The organism is Shewanella bicestrii (assembly GCF_002216875.1).
In the GTDB taxonomy this organism is placed as follows: domain Bacteria; phylum Pseudomonadota; class Gammaproteobacteria; order Enterobacterales; family Shewanellaceae; genus Shewanella; species Shewanella seohaensis.
This window is the reverse complement of sequence record NZ_CP022358.1, coordinates 1,109,021-1,130,447: the sequence shown is the minus strand read 5'-3', so window position 1 is coordinate 1,130,447 and position 21,427 is coordinate 1,109,021. Positions and strand designations below refer to the sequence as shown.

The 21,427-nt window shown below is 47.8% G+C and carries 15 protein-coding genes, 3 tRNA genes and 3 rRNA genes; 10 read left to right on the top strand and 11 right to left on the bottom strand.

Annotated elements, in window-relative coordinates; all coding sequences use genetic code 11:
- Positions 1-4 precede the first annotated feature (4 nt).
- From CF168_RS05010 to pssA, 5 genes are all read right to left on the bottom strand, one after another.
- Positions 5-217 carry an OadG family protein gene (locus CF168_RS05010; protein ID WP_232015344.1) on the bottom strand — a complete coding sequence of 71 codons (213 nt, stop codon included), beginning with the start codon at positions 215-217 and terminating at the stop codon, positions 5-7.
- 842 nt (positions 218-1,059) lie between these two features.
- Positions 1,060-1,175 (bottom strand): 5S ribosomal RNA (gene rrf, locus CF168_RS05005).
- A gap of 130 nt (positions 1,176-1,305) precedes the next feature.
- Positions 1,306-4,199, bottom strand: a 23S ribosomal RNA gene (locus tag CF168_RS05000).
- 306 nt (positions 4,200-4,505) lie between these two features.
- Positions 4,506-6,048 (bottom strand): 16S ribosomal RNA (locus CF168_RS04995).
- The 16S, 23S and 5S rRNA genes sit together here, the layout of an rRNA operon.
- A gap of 686 nt (positions 6,049-6,734) precedes the next feature.
- Complete coding sequence (gene pssA / locus CF168_RS04990; protein ID WP_089067183.1) at positions 6,735-7,553, bottom strand: CDP-diacylglycerol--serine O-phosphatidyltransferase; 819 nt, start codon at positions 7,551-7,553, stop codon at positions 6,735-6,737.
- Positions 7,554-7,644: 91 nt separating this feature from the next.
- Here pssA and CF168_RS04985 point away from each other — a divergent pair, with 91 nt between their 5' ends.
- Positions 7,645-8,109 carry a DUF4124 domain-containing protein gene (locus tag CF168_RS04985; protein ID WP_089068900.1) on the top strand — a complete coding sequence of 155 codons (465 nt, stop codon included), beginning with the start codon at positions 7,645-7,647 and terminating at the stop codon, positions 8,107-8,109.
- 181 nt (positions 8,110-8,290) lie between these two features.
- On the opposite strand, the gene clpB is transcribed toward CF168_RS04985, so the two are convergent.
- The 3 genes from clpB to rluD form a co-directional block, all read right to left on the bottom strand.
- Positions 8,291-10,864: an ATP-dependent chaperone ClpB gene (clpB, locus tag CF168_RS04980; protein ID WP_011623737.1), complete on the bottom strand. Its 2,574-nt coding sequence runs from the start codon at positions 10,862-10,864 to the stop codon at positions 8,291-8,293.
- A gap of 117 nt (positions 10,865-10,981) precedes the next feature.
- Positions 10,982-11,770, bottom strand: coding sequence for a peptidoglycan editing factor PgeF (pgeF, locus tag CF168_RS04975; protein ID WP_089067182.1), 789 nt, complete (start codon positions 11,768-11,770; stop codon positions 10,982-10,984).
- A 3-nt stretch (positions 11,771-11,773) separates the two neighbouring features.
- Complete coding sequence (gene rluD / locus CF168_RS04970; RefSeq protein WP_011623739.1) at positions 11,774-12,745, bottom strand: 23S rRNA pseudouridine(1911/1915/1917) synthase RluD; 972 nt, start codon at positions 12,743-12,745, stop codon at positions 11,774-11,776.
- 122 nt (positions 12,746-12,867) lie between these two features.
- Between rluD and CF168_RS04965 the strand changes: the two genes are divergently transcribed.
- The 6 genes from CF168_RS04965 (at position 12,868) to hmpA (ending at position 17,355) form a co-directional block, all read left to right on the top strand.
- A complete protein-coding gene (locus CF168_RS04965; RefSeq protein WP_039978513.1) occupies positions 12,868-13,629 on the top strand; it encodes an outer membrane protein assembly factor BamD in 762 nt (253 codons plus the stop codon).
- Positions 13,630-13,848: 219 nt separating this feature from the next.
- Positions 13,849-13,924: transfer RNA gene (locus tag CF168_RS04960), tRNA-Phe, on the top strand.
- Positions 13,925-13,979: 55 nt separating this feature from the next.
- Positions 13,980-14,066: transfer RNA gene (locus CF168_RS04955), tRNA-Leu, on the top strand.
- A gap of 44 nt (positions 14,067-14,110) precedes the next feature.
- Positions 14,111-14,197, top strand: a tRNA-Leu gene (locus CF168_RS04950).
- Between the two features lie 163 nt (positions 14,198-14,360).
- A complete protein-coding gene (locus CF168_RS04945; protein ID WP_089067181.1) occupies positions 14,361-15,986 on the top strand; it encodes a methyl-accepting chemotaxis protein in 1,626 nt (541 codons plus the stop codon).
- A 175-nt stretch (positions 15,987-16,161) separates the two neighbouring features.
- Entirely contained in the window at positions 16,162-17,355 is a 1,194-nt protein-coding gene (gene hmpA / locus CF168_RS04940) for an NO-inducible flavohemoprotein (RefSeq protein WP_089067180.1), read from the top strand.
- A gap of 98 nt (positions 17,356-17,453) precedes the next feature.
- On the opposite strand, the gene CF168_RS04935 is transcribed toward hmpA, so the two are convergent.
- Both CF168_RS04935 and CF168_RS04930 read right to left on the bottom strand, forming a co-directional pair.
- Positions 17,454-18,179 (bottom strand): pseudouridine synthase, encoded by a 726-nt coding sequence (locus CF168_RS04935; protein WP_089067179.1) that lies wholly within the window; start codon positions 18,177-18,179, stop codon positions 17,454-17,456.
- A 14-nt stretch (positions 18,180-18,193) separates the two neighbouring features.
- Positions 18,194-18,814: a helix-turn-helix transcriptional regulator gene (locus CF168_RS04930; RefSeq protein ID WP_089067178.1), complete on the bottom strand. Its 621-nt coding sequence runs from the start codon at positions 18,812-18,814 to the stop codon at positions 18,194-18,196.
- Between the two features lie 146 nt (positions 18,815-18,960).
- Between CF168_RS04930 and CF168_RS04925 the strand changes: the two genes are divergently transcribed.
- The 3 genes from CF168_RS04925 (at position 18,961) to CF168_RS04915 (ending at position 20,658) form a co-directional block, all read left to right on the top strand.
- Positions 18,961-19,575: an NADPH-dependent FMN reductase gene (locus CF168_RS04925; RefSeq protein WP_089067177.1), complete on the top strand. Its 615-nt coding sequence runs from the start codon at positions 18,961-18,963 to the stop codon at positions 19,573-19,575.
- A gap of 50 nt (positions 19,576-19,625) precedes the next feature.
- Positions 19,626-20,042, top strand: coding sequence for a VOC family protein (locus tag CF168_RS04920; protein ID WP_089067176.1), 417 nt, complete (start codon positions 19,626-19,628; stop codon positions 20,040-20,042).
- A 145-nt stretch (positions 20,043-20,187) separates the two neighbouring features.
- A complete protein-coding gene (locus CF168_RS04915) occupies positions 20,188-20,658 on the top strand; it encodes a YcxB family protein (protein WP_089067175.1) in 471 nt (156 codons plus the stop codon).
- A gap of 81 nt (positions 20,659-20,739) precedes the next feature.
- Here the strand turns inward: CF168_RS04915 and CF168_RS04910 are convergent, their stop codons facing one another.
- Positions 20,740-21,309, bottom strand: coding sequence for an acetate uptake transporter (locus CF168_RS04910; RefSeq protein ID WP_089067174.1), 570 nt, complete (start codon positions 21,307-21,309; stop codon positions 20,740-20,742).
- Positions 21,310-21,427: the final 118 nt, after the last annotated feature.

Genomic DNA, 21,427 nt, shown 5'->3' with positions numbered 1-21,427 from the left:
TCCATTATTTAGCCTGAGAACGATACTGCTGGACGGCTAAGCTGATCGCAGCCACCAATTTAGGATCTAAGGTGTTTGCAGCTCCGATTGAACTCGCATCATTCACCTTTAACGGATCTGCTGCTTTAGGCTCTTCACGGCACCACTTAGCAACCAGATTCACACCTAATATCAATACACTTAAAAATAAATACACCAGCCCCATGCCCAATAACATGATGCCAACAGCATCTAATAGCTGCTGCGTTAGCTCCCCTTTCACGTCAGTACCTCCTCCAGCTTTCAACCCAATCAAGTGTTAGATTTACAACTTCACAACATCTTCATTGATATCAAACTCAATCTATGGCTGTAAATTGGTAAGACCAATTCACATAAGATCGGCAATAAGTGTCTGAGGGATCCTTAGTGAACGAGCGATAAAATGAATATTCGTTAATGAAACAGCAAAGCAGATATTTTTATTGGGGAAAAAAAGGTTACTGGCTCTCAAGATTAAGGCCTAAGTAAACAGCAGCCGAAAGTGCAATCTAACGATAATGAGGTCTTGAATCTCTTATTAAATGAGTACAAGTTTAAATCGAACGATGAGTAAGGACACAATCCAAGAAGCATCAAAATACAGCGCTAAAGCATTAAGCTGCCAAGAAGGTGTTTAGAGGAATAATGAGGACACAGGTTTAAAAGTCTAGAAAACAAGATAATCAGCCGTTCTCCATTAACGCTGCATCTTAGACCGCAGAGTAATAACGTTAGTAATTAAAGAAGGCTTATGAAGAATACAGAAACTGAAATGGTAAACACGAAAAACAAAAAAGCCAGCTTATTCAGCTGGCTTCATTGTTTAATTAGGCGCTTGGCGATGACCTACTCTCACATGGGGGTGAAATCATCGCGTTATAAATACGCAGTATTTAGCCATGATTGAACGCGAAGAAGCTTGTCTTCGTAGCTGGGGAGCCCGCTTAGCGGCGGGGCGACATCGAGGTAGCTTTTCGCGGAGCGTATAAACACAAAAGCCCTAGCGGTTTAGACTAGGGCTTTTGTGTTTATTTGGATGCTTGGCGATGACCTACTCTCACATGGGGAGACCCCACACTACCATCGGCGCGATTGCGTTTCACTTCTGAGTTCGGGATGGGATCAGGTGGGACCACAATGCTATTGTCACCAAGCAAATTTGCTATTTACTTACCCGTCTTATCTCATGCAGGCAGTAAATTAATTCGGAAAGCTGGATTGAGTGCACTTCTTAAGTGTTTGTATTCAAGCTAAGTGCTACTTAGCAAAACCCATCTGGGTTGTATGGTTAAGCCTCTCGAGTCATTAGTATCAGTTAGCTCAACGCCTCACAACGCTTACACACCTGACCTATCAACGTCCTAGTCTCGAACGGCTCTTTAGTGGACTTAAAGTCCAAGGGATGACTCATCTTGGGGCTCGCTTCCCGCTTAGATGCTTTCAGCGGTTATCGATTCCGAACATAGCTACCGGGCAATGCCATTGGCATGACAACCCGAACACCAGCGGTTCGTTCACTCCGGTCCTCTCGTACTAGGAGCAACTCCCCTCAATCATCCAACGCCCACGGCAGATAGGGACCGAACTGTCTCACGACGTTCTGAACCCAGCTCGCGTACCACTTTAAATGGCGAACAGCCATACCCTTGGGACCGACTTCAGCCCCAGGATGTGATGAGCCGACATCGAGGTGCCAAACACCGCCGTCGATATGAACTCTTGGGCGGTATCAGCCTGTTATCCCCGGAGTACCTTTTATCCGTTGAGCGATGGCCCTTCCATTCAGAACCACCGGATCACTATGACCTACTTTCGTACCTGCTCGACGTGTCTGTCTCGCAGTTAAGCTGGCTTATGCCATTGCACTAACCGTACGATGTCCGACCGTACTTAGCCAACCTTCGTGCTCCTCCGTTACTCTTTGGGAGGAGACCGCCCCAGTCAAACTACCCACCAGGCACTGTCCTTAACCCCGATTAGGGGCCCAAGTTAGAACATCAACACTACAAGGGTGGTATTTCAAGGACGACTCCACGTGAACTAGCGTTCCCGCTTCAAAGTCTCCCACCTATCCTACACATGTAGGGTCAATGTTCAGTGCCAAGCTATAGTAAAGGTTCACGGGGTCTTTCCGTCTAGCCGCGGGTATACGGCATCTTCACCGCAATTTCAACTTCACTGAGTCTCGGCTGGAGACAGCGTGGCCATCATTACGCCATTCGTGCAGGTCGGAACTTACCCGACAAGGAATTTCGCTACCTTAGGACCGTTATAGTTACGGCCGCCGTTTACCGGGGCTTCGATCATGAGCTTCTCTTGCGATAACCCAATCAATTAACCTTCCGGCACCGGGCAGGCGTCACACCGTATACGTCATCTTGCGATTTTGCACAGTGCTGTGTTTTTGATAAACAGTTGCAGCCACCTGGTATCTGCGACTGCCGTCAGCTTAGGGAGCAAGTCCCATCACCAACAGCAGCGTACCTTCTCCCGAAGTTACGGTACCATTTTGCCTAGTTCCTTCAGCCGAGTTCTCTCAAGCGCCTTGGTATTCTCTACCCGACCACCTGTGTCGGTTTGGGGTACGATTCCCGCTAACCTGAAGCTTAGAAGATTTTCCTGGAAGCATGGCATCAACTACTTCATCCCCTTGGGGACTCGTCATCAGCTCTCAGTGTTAAGAACGCCCGGATTTGCCTAAGCATTCCACCTACCACCTTAAACGCGGACTACCAACGCCGCGCTAGCCTAGCCTTCTCCGTCTCTCCATCGCAGTTAGCGGAAGTACAGAAATATTAATCTGTTTCCCATCGACTACGCCTTTCGGCCTCGCCTTAGGGGTCGACTCACCCTGCCCCGATTAACGTTGGACAGGAACCCTTGGTCTTTCGGCGAGGGGGTTTTTCACCCCCTTTATCGTTACTCATGTCAGCATTCGCACTTCTGATACCTCCAGCGTGGGTTACCCCTTCACCTTCAACGGCTTACAGAACGCTCCTCTACCGCGCAACCCTAATGGATTGCACCCGTAGCTTCGGTGGTATGTTTAGCCCCGTTACATCTTCCGCGCAGGCCGACTCGACTAGTGAGCTATTACGCTTTCTTTAAATGATGGCTGCTTCTAAGCCAACATCCTAGCTGTCTAAGCCTTCCCACATCGTTTCCCACTTAACATACACTTTGGGACCTTAGCTGACGGTCTGGGTTGTTTCCCTTTTGACGACGGACGTTAGCACCCGCCGTCTGTCTCCCGGATAGCACTCTTTGGTATTCGGAGTTTGCAAAGGGTTGGTAAGTCGGGATGACCCCCTAGCCTTAACAGTGCTCTACCCCCAAAGGTGTTCGTCCGAGGCGCTACCTAAATAGCTTTCGAGGAGAACCAGATATCTCCCGGTTTGATTGGCCTTTCACCCCCAGCCACAAGTCATCCGCTAATTTTTCAACATTAGTCGGTTCGGTCCTCCAGTTGATGTTACTCAACCTTCAACCTGCCCATGGCTAGATCACCGGGTTTCGGGTCTACGCCTTGCAACTAAACGCGCAGTTAACACTCGGTTTCCCTACGGCTCCGCTATTCGCTTAACCTCGCTACAAAACGTAAGTCGCTGACCCATTATACAAAAGGTACGCAGTCACGGTCTCAAGTACCGCTCCCACTGCTTGTACGTATACGGTTTCAGGTTCTATTTCACTCCCCTCACAGGGGTTCTTTTCGCCTTTCCCTCACGGTACTGGTTCACTATCGGTCAGTCAGGAGTATTTAGCCTTGGAGGATGGTCCCCCCATATTCAAACAGGATATCACGTGTCCCGCCTTACTCGTTTTCATCAAAGGTTAGTTTTCGTGTACGGGGCTATCACCCTGTGCCGCTGGACTTTCCAGACCATTCCACTAACACCCCTCTGACTTAAGGGCTAATCCCCGTTCGCTCGCCGCTACTAGGGGAATCTCGGTTGATTTCTTTTCCTAAGGGTACTTAGATGTTTCAGTTCCCCTCGTTTGCCTCACTACACTATGTATTCATGTAGTGATAACAGCTTATGCTGCTGGGTTCCCCCATTCGGACATCGTTAGCTCAAATGCTTGTTACTAGCTCGCCAACGCTTTTCGCAAGTTACTACGTCCTTCATCGCCTCTGACTGCCAAGGCATCCACCGTATACGCTTAGTCGCTTAACCATACAACCCAAATGAGTTTCACTTGAATTGTTGCGACCAGCTGGTTTTACTTGTCTCATCTTCGACCAAGAAGATGGACTCGCCTTAGACTTGAATATTCAAGACACTTAAAAAGTGTTTTAAGAACTCAATTTTTTTCGTATTAACACAACGACAGACATCATTGTATTAATTACTATCAGCTTTCCAAATTGTTAAAGAACAATGCTTACCGGCATGCGGTGCATTTCGCTCTCCCTCCTCTTTCGAGAAGTTCAACAAGCCATCTGTGTGAACACTCAACAAACATCGAGTTAGTCGTATAGGTAAGGAGGTGATCCAGCCCCAGGTTCCCCTAGGGCTACCTTGTTACGACTTCACCCCAGTCATGAACCACAAAGTGGTGAGCGCCCTCCCGAAGGTTAAGCTACCCACTTCTTTTGCAGCCCACTCCCATGGTGTGACGGGCGGTGTGTACAAGGCCCGGGAACGTATTCACCGTGGCATTCTGATCCACGATTACTAGCGATTCCGACTTCATGGAGTCGAGTTGCAGACTCCAATCCGGACTACGACGAGCTTTGTGAGATTAGCTCCACCTCGCGGCTTTGCAACCCTCTGTACTCGCCATTGTAGCACGTGTGTAGCCCTACTCGTAAGGGCCATGATGACTTGACGTCGTCCCCACCTTCCTCCGGTTTATCACCGGCAGTCTCCCTAGAGTTCCCGCCATTACGCGCTGGCAAATAAGGATAGGGGTTGCGCTCGTTGCGGGACTTAACCCAACATTTCACAACACGAGCTGACGACAGCCATGCAGCACCTGTCTCAGAGTTCCCGAAGGCACTAAGCTATCTCTAGCGAATTCTCTGGATGTCAAGAGTAGGTAAGGTTCTTCGCGTTGCATCGAATTAAACCACATGCTCCACCGCTTGTGCGGGCCCCCGTCAATTCATTTGAGTTTTAACCTTGCGGCCGTACTCCCCAGGCGGTCTACTTAATGCGTTAGCTTGAGAGCCCAGTGTTCAAGACACCAAACTCCGAGTAGACATCGTTTACGGCGTGGACTACCAGGGTATCTAATCCTGTTTGCTCCCCACGCTTTCGTGCCTGAGCGTCAGTCTTTGTCCAGGGGGCCGCCTTCGCCACCGGTATTCCTCCAGATCTCTACGCATTTCACCGCTACACCTGGAATTCTACCCCCCTCTACAAGACTCTAGTTTGCCAGTTCGAAATGCAATTCCCAGGTTGAGCCCGGGGCTTTCACATCTCGCTTAACAAACCGCCTGCGCACGCTTTACGCCCAGTAATTCCGATTAACGCTTGGACCCTCCGTATTACCGCGGCTGCTGGCACGGAGTTAGCCGGTCCTTCTTCTGTAGGTAACGTCACAGCTGCAAGGTATTAACTTACAACCTTTCCTCCCTACTGAAAGTGCTTTACAACCCGAAGGCCTTCTTCACACACGCGGCATGGCTGCATCAGGGTTTCCCCCATTGTGCAATATTCCCCACTGCTGCCTCCCGTAGGAGTCTGGGCCGTGTCTCAGTCCCAGTGTGGCTGATCATCCTCTCAGAACAGCTAGGGATCGTCGCCTTGGTGAGCCATTACCTCACCAACTAGCTAATCCCACCTAGGTTCATCCAATCGCGAGAGGCCCGAAAGTCCCCCTCTTTCCCCCGTAGGGCGTATGCGGTATTAGCAGTCGTTTCCAACTGTTATCCCCCTCGACTGGGCAGATCCCTAGGCATTACTCACCCGTCCGCCGCTCGCCACCTCAGGAGTAAACTCCCTTGTGCTGCCGCTCGACTTGCATGTGTTAGGCCTGCCGCCAGCGTTCAATCTGAGCCATGATCAAACTCTTCAATTAAAAGTTTTGTGAATCCGAAGATTCGGCTCAATGAATTCTGAATCGACTTAACTTAATAAGTCGTTGTACATATTGCTATGAACACTCATTCATTGATGTAAATTTTGATTACTCGCCAAACGGCAGAGTAATTTCGATTAACTCAACACCTGTGAGTGCCCACACAGATTTCTTGTTTAGATTGTTAAAGAGCATTTGACCATTCACTTCGCGCTACCGCTCAGCGGGTCAGGGCTGCGTATTCTACGCATTTCCCTTGTCGCGTCAAGGCGTTTTTGCAAACTTCTTGATGCTTTCGAACCAACTGCACATTTTGCATTCGACTCGCACTGTCACCGCGGTTGCTTTCGCTGTCTGCCGTGTCAGTGGATGCGCATTATAGGCACCGAAAACTTTTGTGCAAGGGCTTTTTTAACAAATCACGTCAAGTGAGCAAATAACCAGCAAAACTGCAAATATCGGATAAATATACTGCAATCTTTGTCACTCGGGTTGATAAGTTTGGCATATGCGGCATCGATGTGCAGGGAATTATATAGATCGAATAGCCTTAAGAATGGGCGCTTTAAAACTTTTGTATATATAGATGTATAGGTGTCAAATGAGGAAAACGGTTCAAGAATAACGACTCTTGAACCGTAGAACAGACTCATTGAATAAAGCTTGCGAGTGTTGGAACTGTCGGACTAAGGATTATCCGTAGAATTTGTCGAACTCTTGGTATCCTCTCCCGTGCCTTGTTCCTTTTCATGATCGCCATCGCCCACAATGTGCGCCACTTTTAGTTTTCTCACGGTGCGAATAGTAATCACAGGCCCAGAAATGGCGTAGAGGTAAAAACCGATACAGAGAATTAATGCTGGTTGCACCGACACCACCACAAACACGCCAACCACAAATAAAATCGCAATGAAATTCACTTTGCCGCGCCAGTCAATTTCCTTAAATGAGTGATAACGGAAATTACTCACCATTAATAATCCCGTGGTGGCCGTAATCAATCCGGCAATCCAACTGATATTCTTACCATCGAGGTTGTACTGATTGCCAAGCCAAATGCTACCAGCAATTACTGCCGCTGCAGCAGGACTCGCTAAGCCTTGAAAATAGCGCTTATCTGCCACGCCGACTTGGGTATTAAAACGTGCCAACCTTAATGCTGCGCCCGCACAATAGATAAATGCTGCGAGCCAACCAACCTTACCTAAATCCGCAAGCGCCCAATTATAGGCGAGTAACGCAGGTGCCATACCAAAGGATACCATGTCTGCCATGCTGTCATATTCGGCACCAAAGTCACTTTGCGTATTCGTTAACCTTGCCACTCTGCCGTCTAAGCCATCGCAAATCATGGCCACAAAAATCGCAATCGCCGCCGCTTCAAAGTTAGCATTCATAGAGGCAATCACAGCATAGAAACCGGAAAACAAGCCTGCGGTGGTGAATAAATTCGGCAGTAAATAGATACCTTTATTCTTTACTGTTTGATTTGAGGAATTTTGCATACACTTATAAAGCTATGAGCTGAAATGGAAGTAGGCTTCAAGATAGCATATTTTACTATCATGTCGATGGTGACCCTTAGGGATGATTTTTATGTTAAGAAAAGCCAAGGTTAGCGCTATGTTTTTGCGGATTGCATGCTTAATGCTGCTCACTCAGCCCGTATTAGCCGGGGTGATTTACACTTGGGTCGATGAAAATGGTGTCACCCATTACAGCCAGCAGCCACCGGAGCAAGAGCAACCCAAAACGCAGCAACTCTATAGCGAAGATATCGAGCCTGGTAAAATTGGCTATATAGCTCCCGCTAAAAAAGATGCGCCCCCTGAAATGTCCGAGTCAGAAAAGTCGGCAGCGTTAATTAAAGAGAAAGACGCTAAGCAAGCCGAAGCGATTTGTGAAAACGCTAAACATAGTTTAGATGTACTAACGACTCATACTAAACTCACCCGCCAAGAAGAAGGCAATAAAGAGCCAGTCGCAATGACAGAAGAAGAGCGCCAAGCGGCAATTAGCGAGAATCAGCAGCGGATAAAACTGTTTTGCGATAAGAAATAACGTTCTGCGTTTGTTGTAGCTGCATGCAAACCTTGATAGTCACGTCACACTATCGCGTACAGCTCTTTTAGGGTTACCTAACATTTATCTGTAGCGTATAGATATAAAAAAACCGAAGCCTGAGACTTCGGTTTTTTTATTTAGGTTAAGCTGCATTTAGCACGTTAATCCTCCGCGCAAATTATTGCTCGAATACCAACTCACCACCGGCGCAACTGACCTTAATCGGTTTGCCGGGCAGTAAATCGCCACGCAGTAATTTTTGCGCTAATGGGTTTTCCATCTCTTGCTGTAAGGCACGTTTCAGCGGCCTTGCGCCATAGACTGGGTCGAAACCAATTTCTGCGATTAACGATAATGCCTCGTCGGTGATCTCCAGCGTATAGTCTTTCTCTGCCAAACGCTTACGCAATGAAGCAATTTGGATAGATGCAATATGCTTGATATTTTCCGCATCCAAGGGATGGAATACCACTGACTCGTCGATCCGGTTTAGAAACTCGGGTCTAAAGCTATGGGTAACCACATTCATCACCGCGCTCTTCATTTCGCTGTAACTTAGGTGACCGAATCCTTCTTGGATAATGTCAGAGCCTAAGTTTGAGGTCATGATGATCACCGTATTTCTAAAGTCAACGGTACGACCTTGACCATCGGTTAAGCGGCCATCATCCAGCACCTGCAGCAGAATGTTGAACACGTCTGGGTGAGCCTTTTCCACCTCATCGAGCAATATCACCGAATAAGGCTTGCGACGCACCGCTTCGGTTAAGTAACCGCCCTCTTCATAGCCGACATAGCCAGGAGGCGCCCCCACTAAACGGGAAACCGCGTGTTTCTCCATAAATTCAGACATGTCAATGCGCACTAAGGCCGATTCCGTATCGAAGAGGAACTTAGCCAACGACTTACATAACTCAGTTTTACCCACTCCGGTTGGTCCTAAGAACAGGAACGAACCAATAGGACGATTCGGATCGGCAAGTCCTGCGCGGCTACGGCGAATCGCATTGGCGACAGCATCCACGGCTTCGTTTTGGCCAATCACCCGCTCATGCAGTGCCACTTCCATTTGCAGCAGTTTTTCACGCTCGCCTTCAAGCATCTTAGAAACCGGAATCCCCGTTGCCTTTGAGAGCACTTCGGCAATTTCTAAGTCAGTGACTTTATTGCGTAGCAGCGTCATGTCCTGCATTTCGGCTTGCGATGCTAAGTCCAGTTGCTTTTCAAGCTCGGGAATACGGCCATATTGCAGCTCGGACATACGGGTCAAGTCGCCCGCGCGGCGCGCCACCTCTAAATCCATCCGCGCTTGCTCAAGGTCGGCTTTAATATGCTGAGTCCCTGCAAGCGCCGCTTTTTCGGTGCGCCAGATTTCATTAAGCTCCGACGCCTTAGCCTCAACCTCATGCAACTCGACACGTAAATGTTCAAGTCGACGGCGGCTCGCCTCATCGTTTTCTTTGGCTAATGCCTGCTCTTCCAGTTTCAACTGGATAGCACGGCGCTCCAATCTGTCGAGGGATTCAGGCTTAGAATCCATCTGCATACGGATGCTCGATGCCGCCTCGTCAATCAAGTCGATGGCTTTATCGGGTAATTTACGGTCCGACACATATCGGTGCGACATGGTGGCCGCCGCCACAATCGCCGGATCGGTAATTTCCACATGGTGATGCAGCTCGTAGCGCTCTTTGAGGCCACGCAAAATCGCGATGGTATCTTCCACGCTAGGCTCATCCACTAATACTTTTTGGAAGCGGCGCTCAAGGGCGGCATCCTTTTCAATATATTGACGATATTCGTCGAGAGTGGTCGCACCCACACAGTGAAGATCGCCACGGGCCAGCGCAGGCTTTAGCATATTGCCCGCATCCATGGCGCCATCGCCTTTACCCGCGCCCACCATAGTGTGCAGCTCGTCGATAAAGAGGATCACTTGGCCTTCTTCCTGCGCCAGCTCGTTAAGCACGGCTTTTAAACGCTCTTCAAACTCGCCACGATATTTAGCGCCCGCAATCAGTGCGCCCATATCTAAGGATAAAACGCGTTTATTTTTAATCCCTTCAGGCACTTCACCGTTCACAATTCGCTGCGCGAGGCCTTCAACAATCGCGGTTTTACCCACGCCAGGCTCACCAATCAGCACTGGGTTGTTTTTACTACGACGTTGCAGCACTTGAATAGTGCGGCGGATTTCATCGTCGCGACCAATCACAGGGTCAAGTTTGCCTTGTTCGGCACGCTCAGTGAGATCGACGGTAAACTTTTTCAGCGCTTGGCGTTGATCTTCCGCGTTAGGATCATCCACATTCTGACCGCCGCGCACTTGCTCAATGGTTTGCTCGAGCAGCTCTTTGGTGGCGCCTGATTTCTTTAAGCATTGCGCCAAGGCATCGCTGCCCTCGAGTGCCGCTAAAACAAACAACTCACTGGAGATATATTTGTCTTTGCGCTTTTGCGCCAACTTGTCGCACAGGTTTAATAAGCGAATTAAACCTTGGGATAATTGTACATCGCCGCCAGTGCCTTCGACCTGCGGTAGACGTTCAAGCTCTTGGCTCAACAGCGAGCGCAGCGCACTCACCCGAATGCCAGCTTGGGTTAATAAAGGATGGATAGAACCAGAATCCTGGTTGAGCAGCGCCATCATCAAATGTAACGGTTCGATAAACTGATGATCACGCCCGAGCGCGAGCGACTGGGCATCTGAGATGGCAAGCTGAAATTTATTGGTCATACGATCGAGTCGCATACAGCCTCCTAAAACTCACAAATTAGGTATCACATTTTGTTAGTTAAAAGATGGGGGCTATTTAACCGATTTCAAGCAAGGCGGCGGGAAATTAATACAAATTGTAGGGGAATAAACCTAAGACTTAAGCCAGATCAATGAAGCCATGCGGCCAGTGATTTTATCGCGGCGATAAGAGAAATAATCAGGGCTAGAGACAGTGCAAATATCGGCGCTGTAGACCTGCGTAATACCCAGTTTCTTTAAGCGCAATTTGGCTAATCCGATAATATCGGCAAGGTATTTGTCAGGCTTAGTTGCCTGACATTGAGCGACGAAGCAGTTTGCAGCGCTTGGATCTATTGCCATAAAGGCAGCACGCACCTCGGCGCCAACCTCAAAGGTCTTGGGCCCAATGGCAGGCCCAAGATAGGCAATCAGCTCGCTTGGCTTAGAGGCAAACTTAGCCACACTCGCCTCAATCACTCCATCACAGAGTCCGCGCCAGCCGGCATGGGCAGCGGCGACTTCTGTACCTTGTTGATTGCACAGAAGCACTGGCAAACAATCGGCGGTCATCACCACACACACACGTCCAGCGAGGTCGGTATAGCTGGCATCGGCCACCAAAGGTGGCGTATCTTGCAAGGCCACACTCTCTGATTGAGCTTTTGGGGCAAGATTGATTGGGGCGATATCGGCCAAATCAACCACCTGAGTGCCATGGACTTGCTCCAACCACACAGGCTCAGTCGCAAGCCCTAACTGTTTCGCCAACATGCCACGATTAGCCAATACCTGCTGCGGCGCATCCCCCACATGCAGCCCTAAATTCAGGCTATCGTAGGGCGCGAGACTCACACCGCCGTGGCGGTCAGTCATCGCAATTGCCACATTATCCGGTACAGGCCAATCGTGAAGCAGCATAGCCTAGTACTCGACTGGGTGTTCTAAGGTGTCTTGGCGCAGCGCTTTGGTCAGAATCACCATGTCTTCTGGAATAGGCGCGGTCCAGCTCATGATTTCACAAGTCACAGGATGCGCTAACTCCAGACGCACCGCATGCAGTGCTTGGCGTTTAAAGTTTTTCAGGATCTCGAAAAACTCAGGACTTGCCGCCTTGGGTGGCTTTGGACGGCCGCCATAAACAGGATCGCCCACCAACACATGGCCAATATATGCCATATGCACACGGATTTGGTGAGTACGGCCCGATTCTAAACGCAATCTTAAACGGGTGTGATTACGGAATTTTTCGGCCACACGGTAGTGAGTCACCGCGGGTTTACCCGAATGATGCACTGCCATATGGGTACGTTTTGTCGGATGACGACCAATAGGCTCATCGACTGTACCGCCCGCCGTCATAGTACCGAGGACAATCGCCTCATACTCACGGGTGATTTCACGGGCTTGCAACGCGGCCACTAAATGGGTTTGCGCTTCAACCGTTTTGGCTACCACCATCAAACCTGTGGTGTCTTTATCCAAACGATGCACAATACCCGCACGTGGAACGTGCTCGATATTCGGGCAATGGTGCAGCAGGGCGTTCATCAAAGTGCCATCGGCATTGCCAGCACCGGGGTGAACCACTAAGCCCGCTTGTTTATTGATCACTAAGATATCATCGTCTTCGTAGACAATATCCAGCTCAATGGCTTGTGCGGCAGCATGCACTTCTTCTTCGAGCGTGGCATTAATTTCAATGCGCTGCAGCTCGAATACCTTTTCGCGCGGCTTATTCACCATCACGCCATCAACATAGACTGCATCAGATAGGATCCATTCCTTGATGCGCGTGCGCGAGTAATCTGGGAACAACTCAGCCAGTGCTTGATCCAATCTCAGGCCAGTTTGTGTTGCCGAAATCTCGCTTTTTAGATTAATCTCTTGTGTCATAGGAACCGTATCCCCATTTTGGGGTCAAAAAATGTGTGCTATCTGTTACAATCGAATGCTTTCTATTTTATCGTGAAATGGAAAAATTCTTAACTACAACTTATAAAGAATTGAATTCAAGTATGTATAAATTCTCCAAAGGCTTAACCTTAGTCCTATTTTCGCTAGCGTTATCAGCCTGTAGCAGCAGTCCTGAAGATAACGATATTGCCGCCAAAACCTCACCTGATGTGCTCTACTCTCAGGCAAGAACCTCCATGGAACTTGGCAATTACTCTAAAGCCGTCCGTTCATTGGAAGCGTTAGACTCACGCTTTCCCTTCGGACCACATAAAACTCAGGTTCAGTTAGATCTGATTTATGCCTATTACAAAATGGACGATGTTGCCTCTGGCATTGCCAACATTGACAGATTCATCCGTTTAAACCCAACCCATCCGAATATCGACTATGTCTACTATATGCGTGGACTCGTCAATATGCAGGCGGATAGCTATCTGTTCCACGATATGTTGAATATCGATAGAACCGACCGCGATCCTAAAAATGCCCAAGATGCCTTTAAGGATTTTGATCGTTTAATCAAAACCTATCCCAACAGCAAATATGCTGCTGATGCGCAAAAACGCATGTTGTCGCTGAAAAACCGTTTAGCAAAATATTCCATTCAAGTTGCTGAGTATTATATCAAAATGAACGCTTGGAGTGCTGCGGCCGTTCGTGCTCAATCTGTGTTGGAAACATATCCCGGCACTCCTTCAACGGAACGTGCACTGGAGATTATGGCAGAAGCTTATGGCGAGTTAGGTCAGAACCAACTGAAGCAAAACGTGCTCATGGTAATGCAAGCTAACTTCCCAAACAACGAAATCTTATCGAACTAAGCGTAAATGCCCCTTTATAAGGGGCATTTTTTTATCTTAAGTTCACCGTTTGATGCCCCTTCCCTTTTAGGTTCTGCAGCGCGCCAAGTTCCTTTTCATCTGGGTAAGAGTCAATAAATACGCTATTCGAGTAAAACTTATCCAACCGCACCACTTTTTACATTATTTCGTAAAAATCAGTTGACTCAAAAGCCGAAAAGCCTTTAAATTGCGCCCGTCGCCCGAATAGCTCAGTCGGTAGAGCAGAGGATTGAAAATCCTCGTGTCCCTGGTTCGATTCCGGGTTCGGGCACCATCTTTAAATTGGTTGCCTTAGCGACCAGTGTTAAAGAATCGCAATAAAGTACAGTGCAGGTGTGGTGGAATTGGTAGACACGCTAGCTTCAGGTGCTAGTGCCCTTGCGGGCGTGGAGGTTCAAGTCCTCTCACCTGTACCAAATTGCGATTCAAATTAAAATTCGACACAATGTCGGATACCAATGCAGATGTGGTGGAATTGGTAGACACGCTAGCTTCAGGTGCTAGTGCCCTTGCGGGCGTGGAGGTTCAAGTCCTCTCATCTGTACCAACATTTAAACCTCGCTTAGCGAGGTTTTTTTGTATCTGCGATTAAATTTCCTTAAGTAACTTATCACCTTCCTTAAATTTGCTATAACTATTCATACAGACTCATCATAGGGACAGCTCGAGCTCTGCCTAAAGGACTCCCTTGTTTCACCGAGGAAATCCATATGAATGGTCTACAAATAAAACAAAAAATGTTTATCGGCATTCTCGTGCCACTCCTAATGCTACTGACTATCGGTTTTATCGCCATCAATATGATGGGAAAAATCGAATATGGTGTCGAACGCATCTATAACGACCGAGTCGTCCCCCTTGATGATCTCAAAGTGATTGCCGATAAATATGCCGTGGATGTGATTGATGCGGTGAATAAGGCTAATGCCGGCGGTTTTACGGCTTCTCAGGCCATCAATGCCCTTGAAAGTGCTAAATCCACAGTCAATCAACGCTGGCAGAAATACCTATCAACTGAGCTCACCAAAGACGAGTCACAACTTGCGCAGCAAGCTGAGCGTTTATTTACTCCCGCCAATGAACAAATAGAGCAGTTAATCACATATCTTCGGGGGTTAAATGGCGATGTGGTGCATCAACTGAACGACAAAATATTACCTCTGTATAACGCCATCGACCCTATCAGCGGTAAAGTCTCCGAACTGATTGATCTGCAAATTAAGATCGCCGGTCAGGAGAAAGATGCCGTAAACGGTATTTACCAATCCTCCATTTCTATTTTTATCACCCTCGCGGGTATCGCCATGCTGATCAGCATAGTGATTGGGCTCTGGGTGAATCGCAGCGTGATGAATCCGATCCGTGATATTGTTGAAAATCTTAAGACGATACGGCAAGACTCTGATCTCACTGTTAAATTTAAAACTTTCAACGACGATGAACTCGGGCAGATCTCCACTAGCCTGACCCAAGTGATTGAACATCTGCGGGGCATTTTGCATTCGATTGCCGAAGCCGCCAATACGGTCAATAGTTCAGCCACTGAGCTAAGTAGTTTTACCCAAGCGACCAATAAACGCATGCAGCAGCAACAGGCGGAAACCGAACAAACGGCAACGGCCATGAATGAAATGACGGCCACCGTTGCCGAAGTGGCTCAAAGCGCCGCAGCGGCCGCAGATTCCGCCAAGGATGCGGATAGTTATGCCGCCAATGGTAATCATATTGTGATGCAATCCATCACCAGCATGTCGCAACTTTCGGAGCAAATTCAGAAAACGGCGCAAGTGATTGGCTTTTTATCCAATGAAAGCCAAAACATCGGTCGGGTATTGGATGTGATCAAAAGTATTGCCGAACAAACCAATCTACTGGCACTAAATGCGGCGATTGAAGCCGCCCGCGCCGGAGAGCAAGGTCGAGGTTTTGCGGTGGTCGCCGATGAAGTCAGGACATTGGCGCAGCGCACCCAAAAATCGACTCAAGAGATTGAAGCGATGATCGCCACTCTACAACAAGGCGTAAAAGAAGCGGTGAATGCGATGGAGGTTGGTATCAATCAAGTGGATGATGCCAACGATAAGGCGAATCAAGCTGGCCAAGCATTAAAAGAGATTGTCGCCTCCGTCGACAATATTACTGAACTGAATACCCATATTGCCACGGCTGCCGAGGAGCAAAGTAGTGTGGCCGAGAGCATCAACCGTAGCATTATTGCCATTAGCGATATTGCCGAACACTCCACCAATTCGGCTTTAGAGCTGAGTGAGTCGGTGATCAACTTAACCAAGCTTGCCAACAGTATGCGTAATCAGGTGAGTGCATTCAGACTCTAGTTCATATCGCTGGCACAGGCCTGCTGTGCCAGCCCAATTCCTTCATGCTGTCACCACTCTCAGTCTACAATTTATCCAATACCTAACAGCTTTAGCTGTAATTATTATTGATCTAAATCAAATGAATCTTTAAACTCAAATAACATTCATAAATAAAGCATGTTAAGGATTCACTATGTTGGATAGCAGTACCATCCAAATCATCAAGAGCACGATTCCCCTTCTCGAGTCAGCAGGCCCTGCACTCACCCAGCATTTTTACCAACGGATGTTTGCCCATAATCCTGAGTTAAAAGACGTATTTAACTTGGCTCATCAGCATTCTGGCGGTCAACCTGTAGCCTTGTTTAACGCAGTTGCAGCCTATGCCAAAAACATCGATAACCTAGGTGCATTAGGTTCGGCCGTCGAACGCATTGCTCAAAAGCACACAGGATTTTTAATTCAGCCAGAACAATATGCCATCGTCGGCGGTCATCTACTGGCCACGCTAAAAGAGTTGGGGGGAGAGGCGGTTACCGAGGAAGTGCTCACCGCATGGGGCGATGCTTATCAGTTTTTAGCCAACATTTTTATCCAGCGCGAAGCGCAGATCTACCAAGAAAGCGCAGAGCAAGATGGCGGTTGGTCTGGTGAACGTGAGTTTGTTATTCGTGAGAAAACAGCCGAGTCGGCCGTGATAACCTCGTTCGTATTAGCGCCAGTCGATGGGCAAGCGGTAAAAGATTTTATCCCAGGACAATACCTCAGCATTAAGCTGCAACATCCTAAGCTCGATTTCGATGAGATTCGCCAGTATTCGCTGTCCGACGCACCTAACGGCAAAAGCTACCGCATTAGTGTAAAACGTGAGCCTAATGGCCAAGTGTCGAACCTGCTTCACGATGAGTTAAAGGTGGGCGATATCCTTGCTGTGATGCCACCTGCAGGGGACTTCACCCTAACGGCTCAGCCAGAGACACCTGTAGTGTTAATTTCGGCGGGTGTTGGACAAACGCCAATGAAGAGCATGTTGAATCAGCTACTAAAACTAAAACACCCAAGCACAGTGACTTGGTTGCACGCATGCGAACATAGTGACGTACATGGGTTTAAAGCGGCGATTAACACTAAACTTGCTCAACACGCTAATCTTGCCAGCCATGTGTGGTACCGCGAGCCGAAAGCGACTGATATTTTAGGCCAAGATTATGATTTTAAAGGAACGATGAACTTAACCTCAGTCGCCGATAAAATCGTGGCCAACGCACATTACTATTTCTGTGGCCCCATTGGCTTTATGGCTTCGATCAAGCAGCAATTACTCGCCCTGGGTGTACCTAGCGCGCAAATGCACTATGAAGTCTTTGGCCCCCATGCGGAACTCTAACGCTGCAACTTCGTTATCCATCATCAATAGATAGTTAAAGTACAAAGCCATCTTCCCGCAAGGTAAGGTGGCTTAATACTTATTGCATAAGCACAGAGTTAAGCTAACTTCCCTGCAAGATAGACAGAATCTACCTCCTCTGCTGTCAACATACGACTCTCGCCCGGCTTTAAGGCTTCATCCAAGGTAATCTCACCGATAGAAAGGCGATGCAATCCCACCACTGGATTACGGAAACGACCAAACATCCGTTTGATTTGATGGTACTTTCCTTCCCTTAAGGTCACCTCTGCCACATGGGGTTCGAGGATAACAAGCTGTGCCGGCTGAGTGGTGATATCTTCAAAGCCAAAATACATGCCTTGCGCGAATGCCGCGATATAGTCTTCGCTCAAAGGATTTGCCAGAGTCACCCGATACACTTTATCCACTTTTTGCTCAGGCGACATGAGCGCCTCGGACCAACGGCTATCATTGGTTAGCAGCAATAAGCCCGAAGAGTTTAAATCTAACCGCCCTGCTATATGCAGCTCATGGCGAGCATCGCAATCGAGTAAATCAATCACTGTGCGATGCTCTTTGTCTTTGGTAGCACTCACCACACCAACAGGCTTATGCAACATCAAATACACTGGCTGGTTGGCCTGTAAGACTTGCCCATCAAACACAATGTGGGAAAATTCATCCACCAGCAGATCGAGCGCTTTCGCAGGCGCACCATCCACATACACTCGCTCCGCCAGCAAGAGTTCTCGCACGGCTTTTCGGTGAATTTGTAACTTAACAGCAAGGTATCTATCTAGACGACCGCGTTTTGATTGCATCACACCACCTAACTCTAAGATAAAGGCGCAATGCGATAGGCGCAGCGACGAGCACCGTCGATGATATGCTCTTCACGGCTTACTGTGGCGATATCGGCAAATAATTGCTGGAACTGTTGCAGTTCGGAGCGGCAAAAGTTTTGGCACTTAGTCGCTGCGCTGCAAATTGGGCAGTGATTCTCAAGCAACCAGAAAACCCCATCGGCTTGTTCTTGCGTCGCCATATAGCCCTCGAGGGTACGCAGCTCCACCAGTTTCGTTAGGCGACTGGCAATATCCGTCATGCCGTGCATCGCGCTGCGATACTGCTGCAAGGCCGTTTGTTCCCTATGCTCGATCAGTTTATCTAAGCCTTGATCGCCAAATATCATTTTAACGGAATCAATCAATTGCAAACTAAGCTCACTATGGCGATCGGCAAAGTGAGTCCGACTCTGCTCCGTTAATCCCCAATATCGAGTTGGGCGTCCACGGCCTTCGACTCTATCTTCAATATCGACATCACCCGCATCCTCTAAGGCCTGCAAATGCTGCCGGACGCCCATGGTCGTCAGGGCGAGTTCTTCTGCTAGGGTCTTTGCCGTTAATGGACCGTGCAACTTGAGTAATTGAATAATCTTATCAGTGGTTTTCATATGCGCTCTCCGCTTTTCGCCTCGGATTATCCCTCAATCGCCCACCTTTTAACAGAATAAATAAAGTTTTTTATTTATTTTATCCTTTACAAGATTAAATAAAGTGATTACCTTACAAATAATTTATAAACAAATAGGTTTACATAATGAACTTACTCATCATCAGCACCAGTCAAAGAGCCAATTCGCAAAGCGCTAAAGTCGCGAAATACATAGCCGAAACCAGTTTTTTATCGCCCCATAGTGTCGGTTACGACGCTATCCATCATTTAGAACTTTGCCAGTTCAATCTGCCATTTTGGGACGGTGAAGAGGACAACAAGGGCGAACATTGGCCTGAGATTGAGCAAAGAGTCGATGCCGCGGATGCCCTCATTTTGATTACGCCCGAATGGGGTGGAATGGCATCGCCACTGCTTAAAAACTTCCTATTGATGTGTAGCCGTCAAGAAACCGCCCATAAGCCAGTGTTGCTGATTTCAGTTTGTAGCGGCATTAGCGGCGCCTACCCTATTGTGGAAGTCAAAATGAATGCTCTCAAAAACAATAAATTGGTACCGATCCCCGACCATTTGATCATCCGTAATGTCGAGAATGTACTCAACGCTACACCCCAAGGTACGCGGGATATCAACCTTAGGGAAAGAGTGCAATATAGCCTATTTATGTTGCATCAATACGCCCAAGCCTTAGCGCCGATACGCCAACGCCATATTCATCAACCCTACCCCAAGCAGCAGGAATACTGCTACGGTATGTAAGCAGCTTGGATGTGAATCACACTGATTAAAATCATTACAAGGAACGCATTATGATCCACTTAGAACACATCAACCTAGTCGTCGACGACATCCCAAAAGCACTCACTTTTTATCAAGCCGCCTTCCCACATTGGCGTGTCCGTGGCGGAGATAAAGGGACTTGGTACGGCAAGCCGCGCAATTGGATCCACTTTGGCGATGATTATCAATACATTGCCTTTAGCGATAACGGTGAGGGCGAAAACCGCGACTTAACGGGCCATCAAATTGGCTTAGCCCATTTTGCCTTTGTGGTGAGTGATCTAGATGCAGTGATAGCCAGGCTAACCCAAGCCGGTTTTCCGATAGCCAAAAATGGCATGGAAGACCCCTTCCGCCGCAATATCTACTTCTTCGATGCCCATGGCTTTGAGGTCGAGTTTGTCGAATATCTGAGTGATTTGCCCAACGAACGTAATCGTTATTAAGCCGTAAGGTTAATTGGCGGCGGGATACATAAACCCAGTATTCCGCGCCAGCTATTCCCATCGACGCCTGCCTAAAAATCGTTACTTTGGCAGGTTAAACCGCTAAACTAGCGCGTAATCAGGCTTTCCAATATTAGATAACTCGATGACAACACCTTATTGTTATTCCACTACTTATATCTTAGATAAAGCACATTTTGACGAGTGTTATACCCAGTCAGTCAGACCCGATCCCACGCTCAAACCTTACTATAAAGCCATGGGATTTGGATTCATTGGTATTGCACTGATTTTTGTGGATATCAGCCTCTATCTAGCCTATTTCTTTGTCGGGCTTGGAGTCATTGAAGCCTTGAATGTGAAATACAACAAAGCCTGGTGGTTGATGCGGCAGATGATGAGTAAGGCCGCCAATAATGAAGTCACGCTGGTTGTCGATGATCAAGGCATTAGCACCCAATCACAATACGTTAAAAGCCAGATCCTCTGGACGGATATTTACCGGATTGTGCCAACGGAAAAAGGTTTTCTGATCACCCATAAAGCCGGTACCAGTTATATTTCGAATCGCAGTTTAGATGAGACCTGTAGCGCATTTATTAAGGCAAAAATCTAACCTAAACGGTAGTAGCTTCCAAAAACAAAAAGGCTGAATCATTCAGCCTTTTTGTTAAATATTCACCACCTAGAATGATGCTTAAGCCTTTGCTTTTAACTCGCCAATCGGCAAAATCGTGCGGCCATATTCATTGTTAAGCACTTGCGCCATGGCGAAGTAAATCGCACTCGCGCCACAGATAATCCCTTCAAAACCCGCGATAGTGCCAATCAAGGCGCTGCCAGTGAAATCTCTTGCCGCCAACAGGAAGAACAAAATAGTGAGCGAAGCAAACACAAACTGTTTCGCTCTTGGGTAGCGTAGTGAACCCACGAACATAAAGGCAGTAAAGATCCCCCACAGGGTTAAATACCATCCCATAAAGTGGGTTGGGCTCGCCGCAATCCCGGCATTAGGCATTAAAATCAGCCCGACTAAAGTTAGCCAGAATAAACCGTAAGAAGTGAATGCGGTTGTCCCAAAGGTATCACCCCGCATAAAACACATAATGCCGACGATGATTTGGCCGAGTCCGCCATAGAAAATGCCCATCGCTAAGATCATTGCATCAATCGGAAAATAACCCGCATTGTGAATGTTCAGCAGGATAGTCGTCATACCAAAGCCCATTAAACCTAATGGAGCAGGATTCGCCAGTTGTGTCGACACAGAAAGTCCCCAAAATAAATAAGTTAATCTCAGTACCTAGCCAAACTCTAGGTACTTATTGTTTTATAAAAAGAGGCGAATTTTAGATAACTACCAATTGGATCACAATCAAAATATC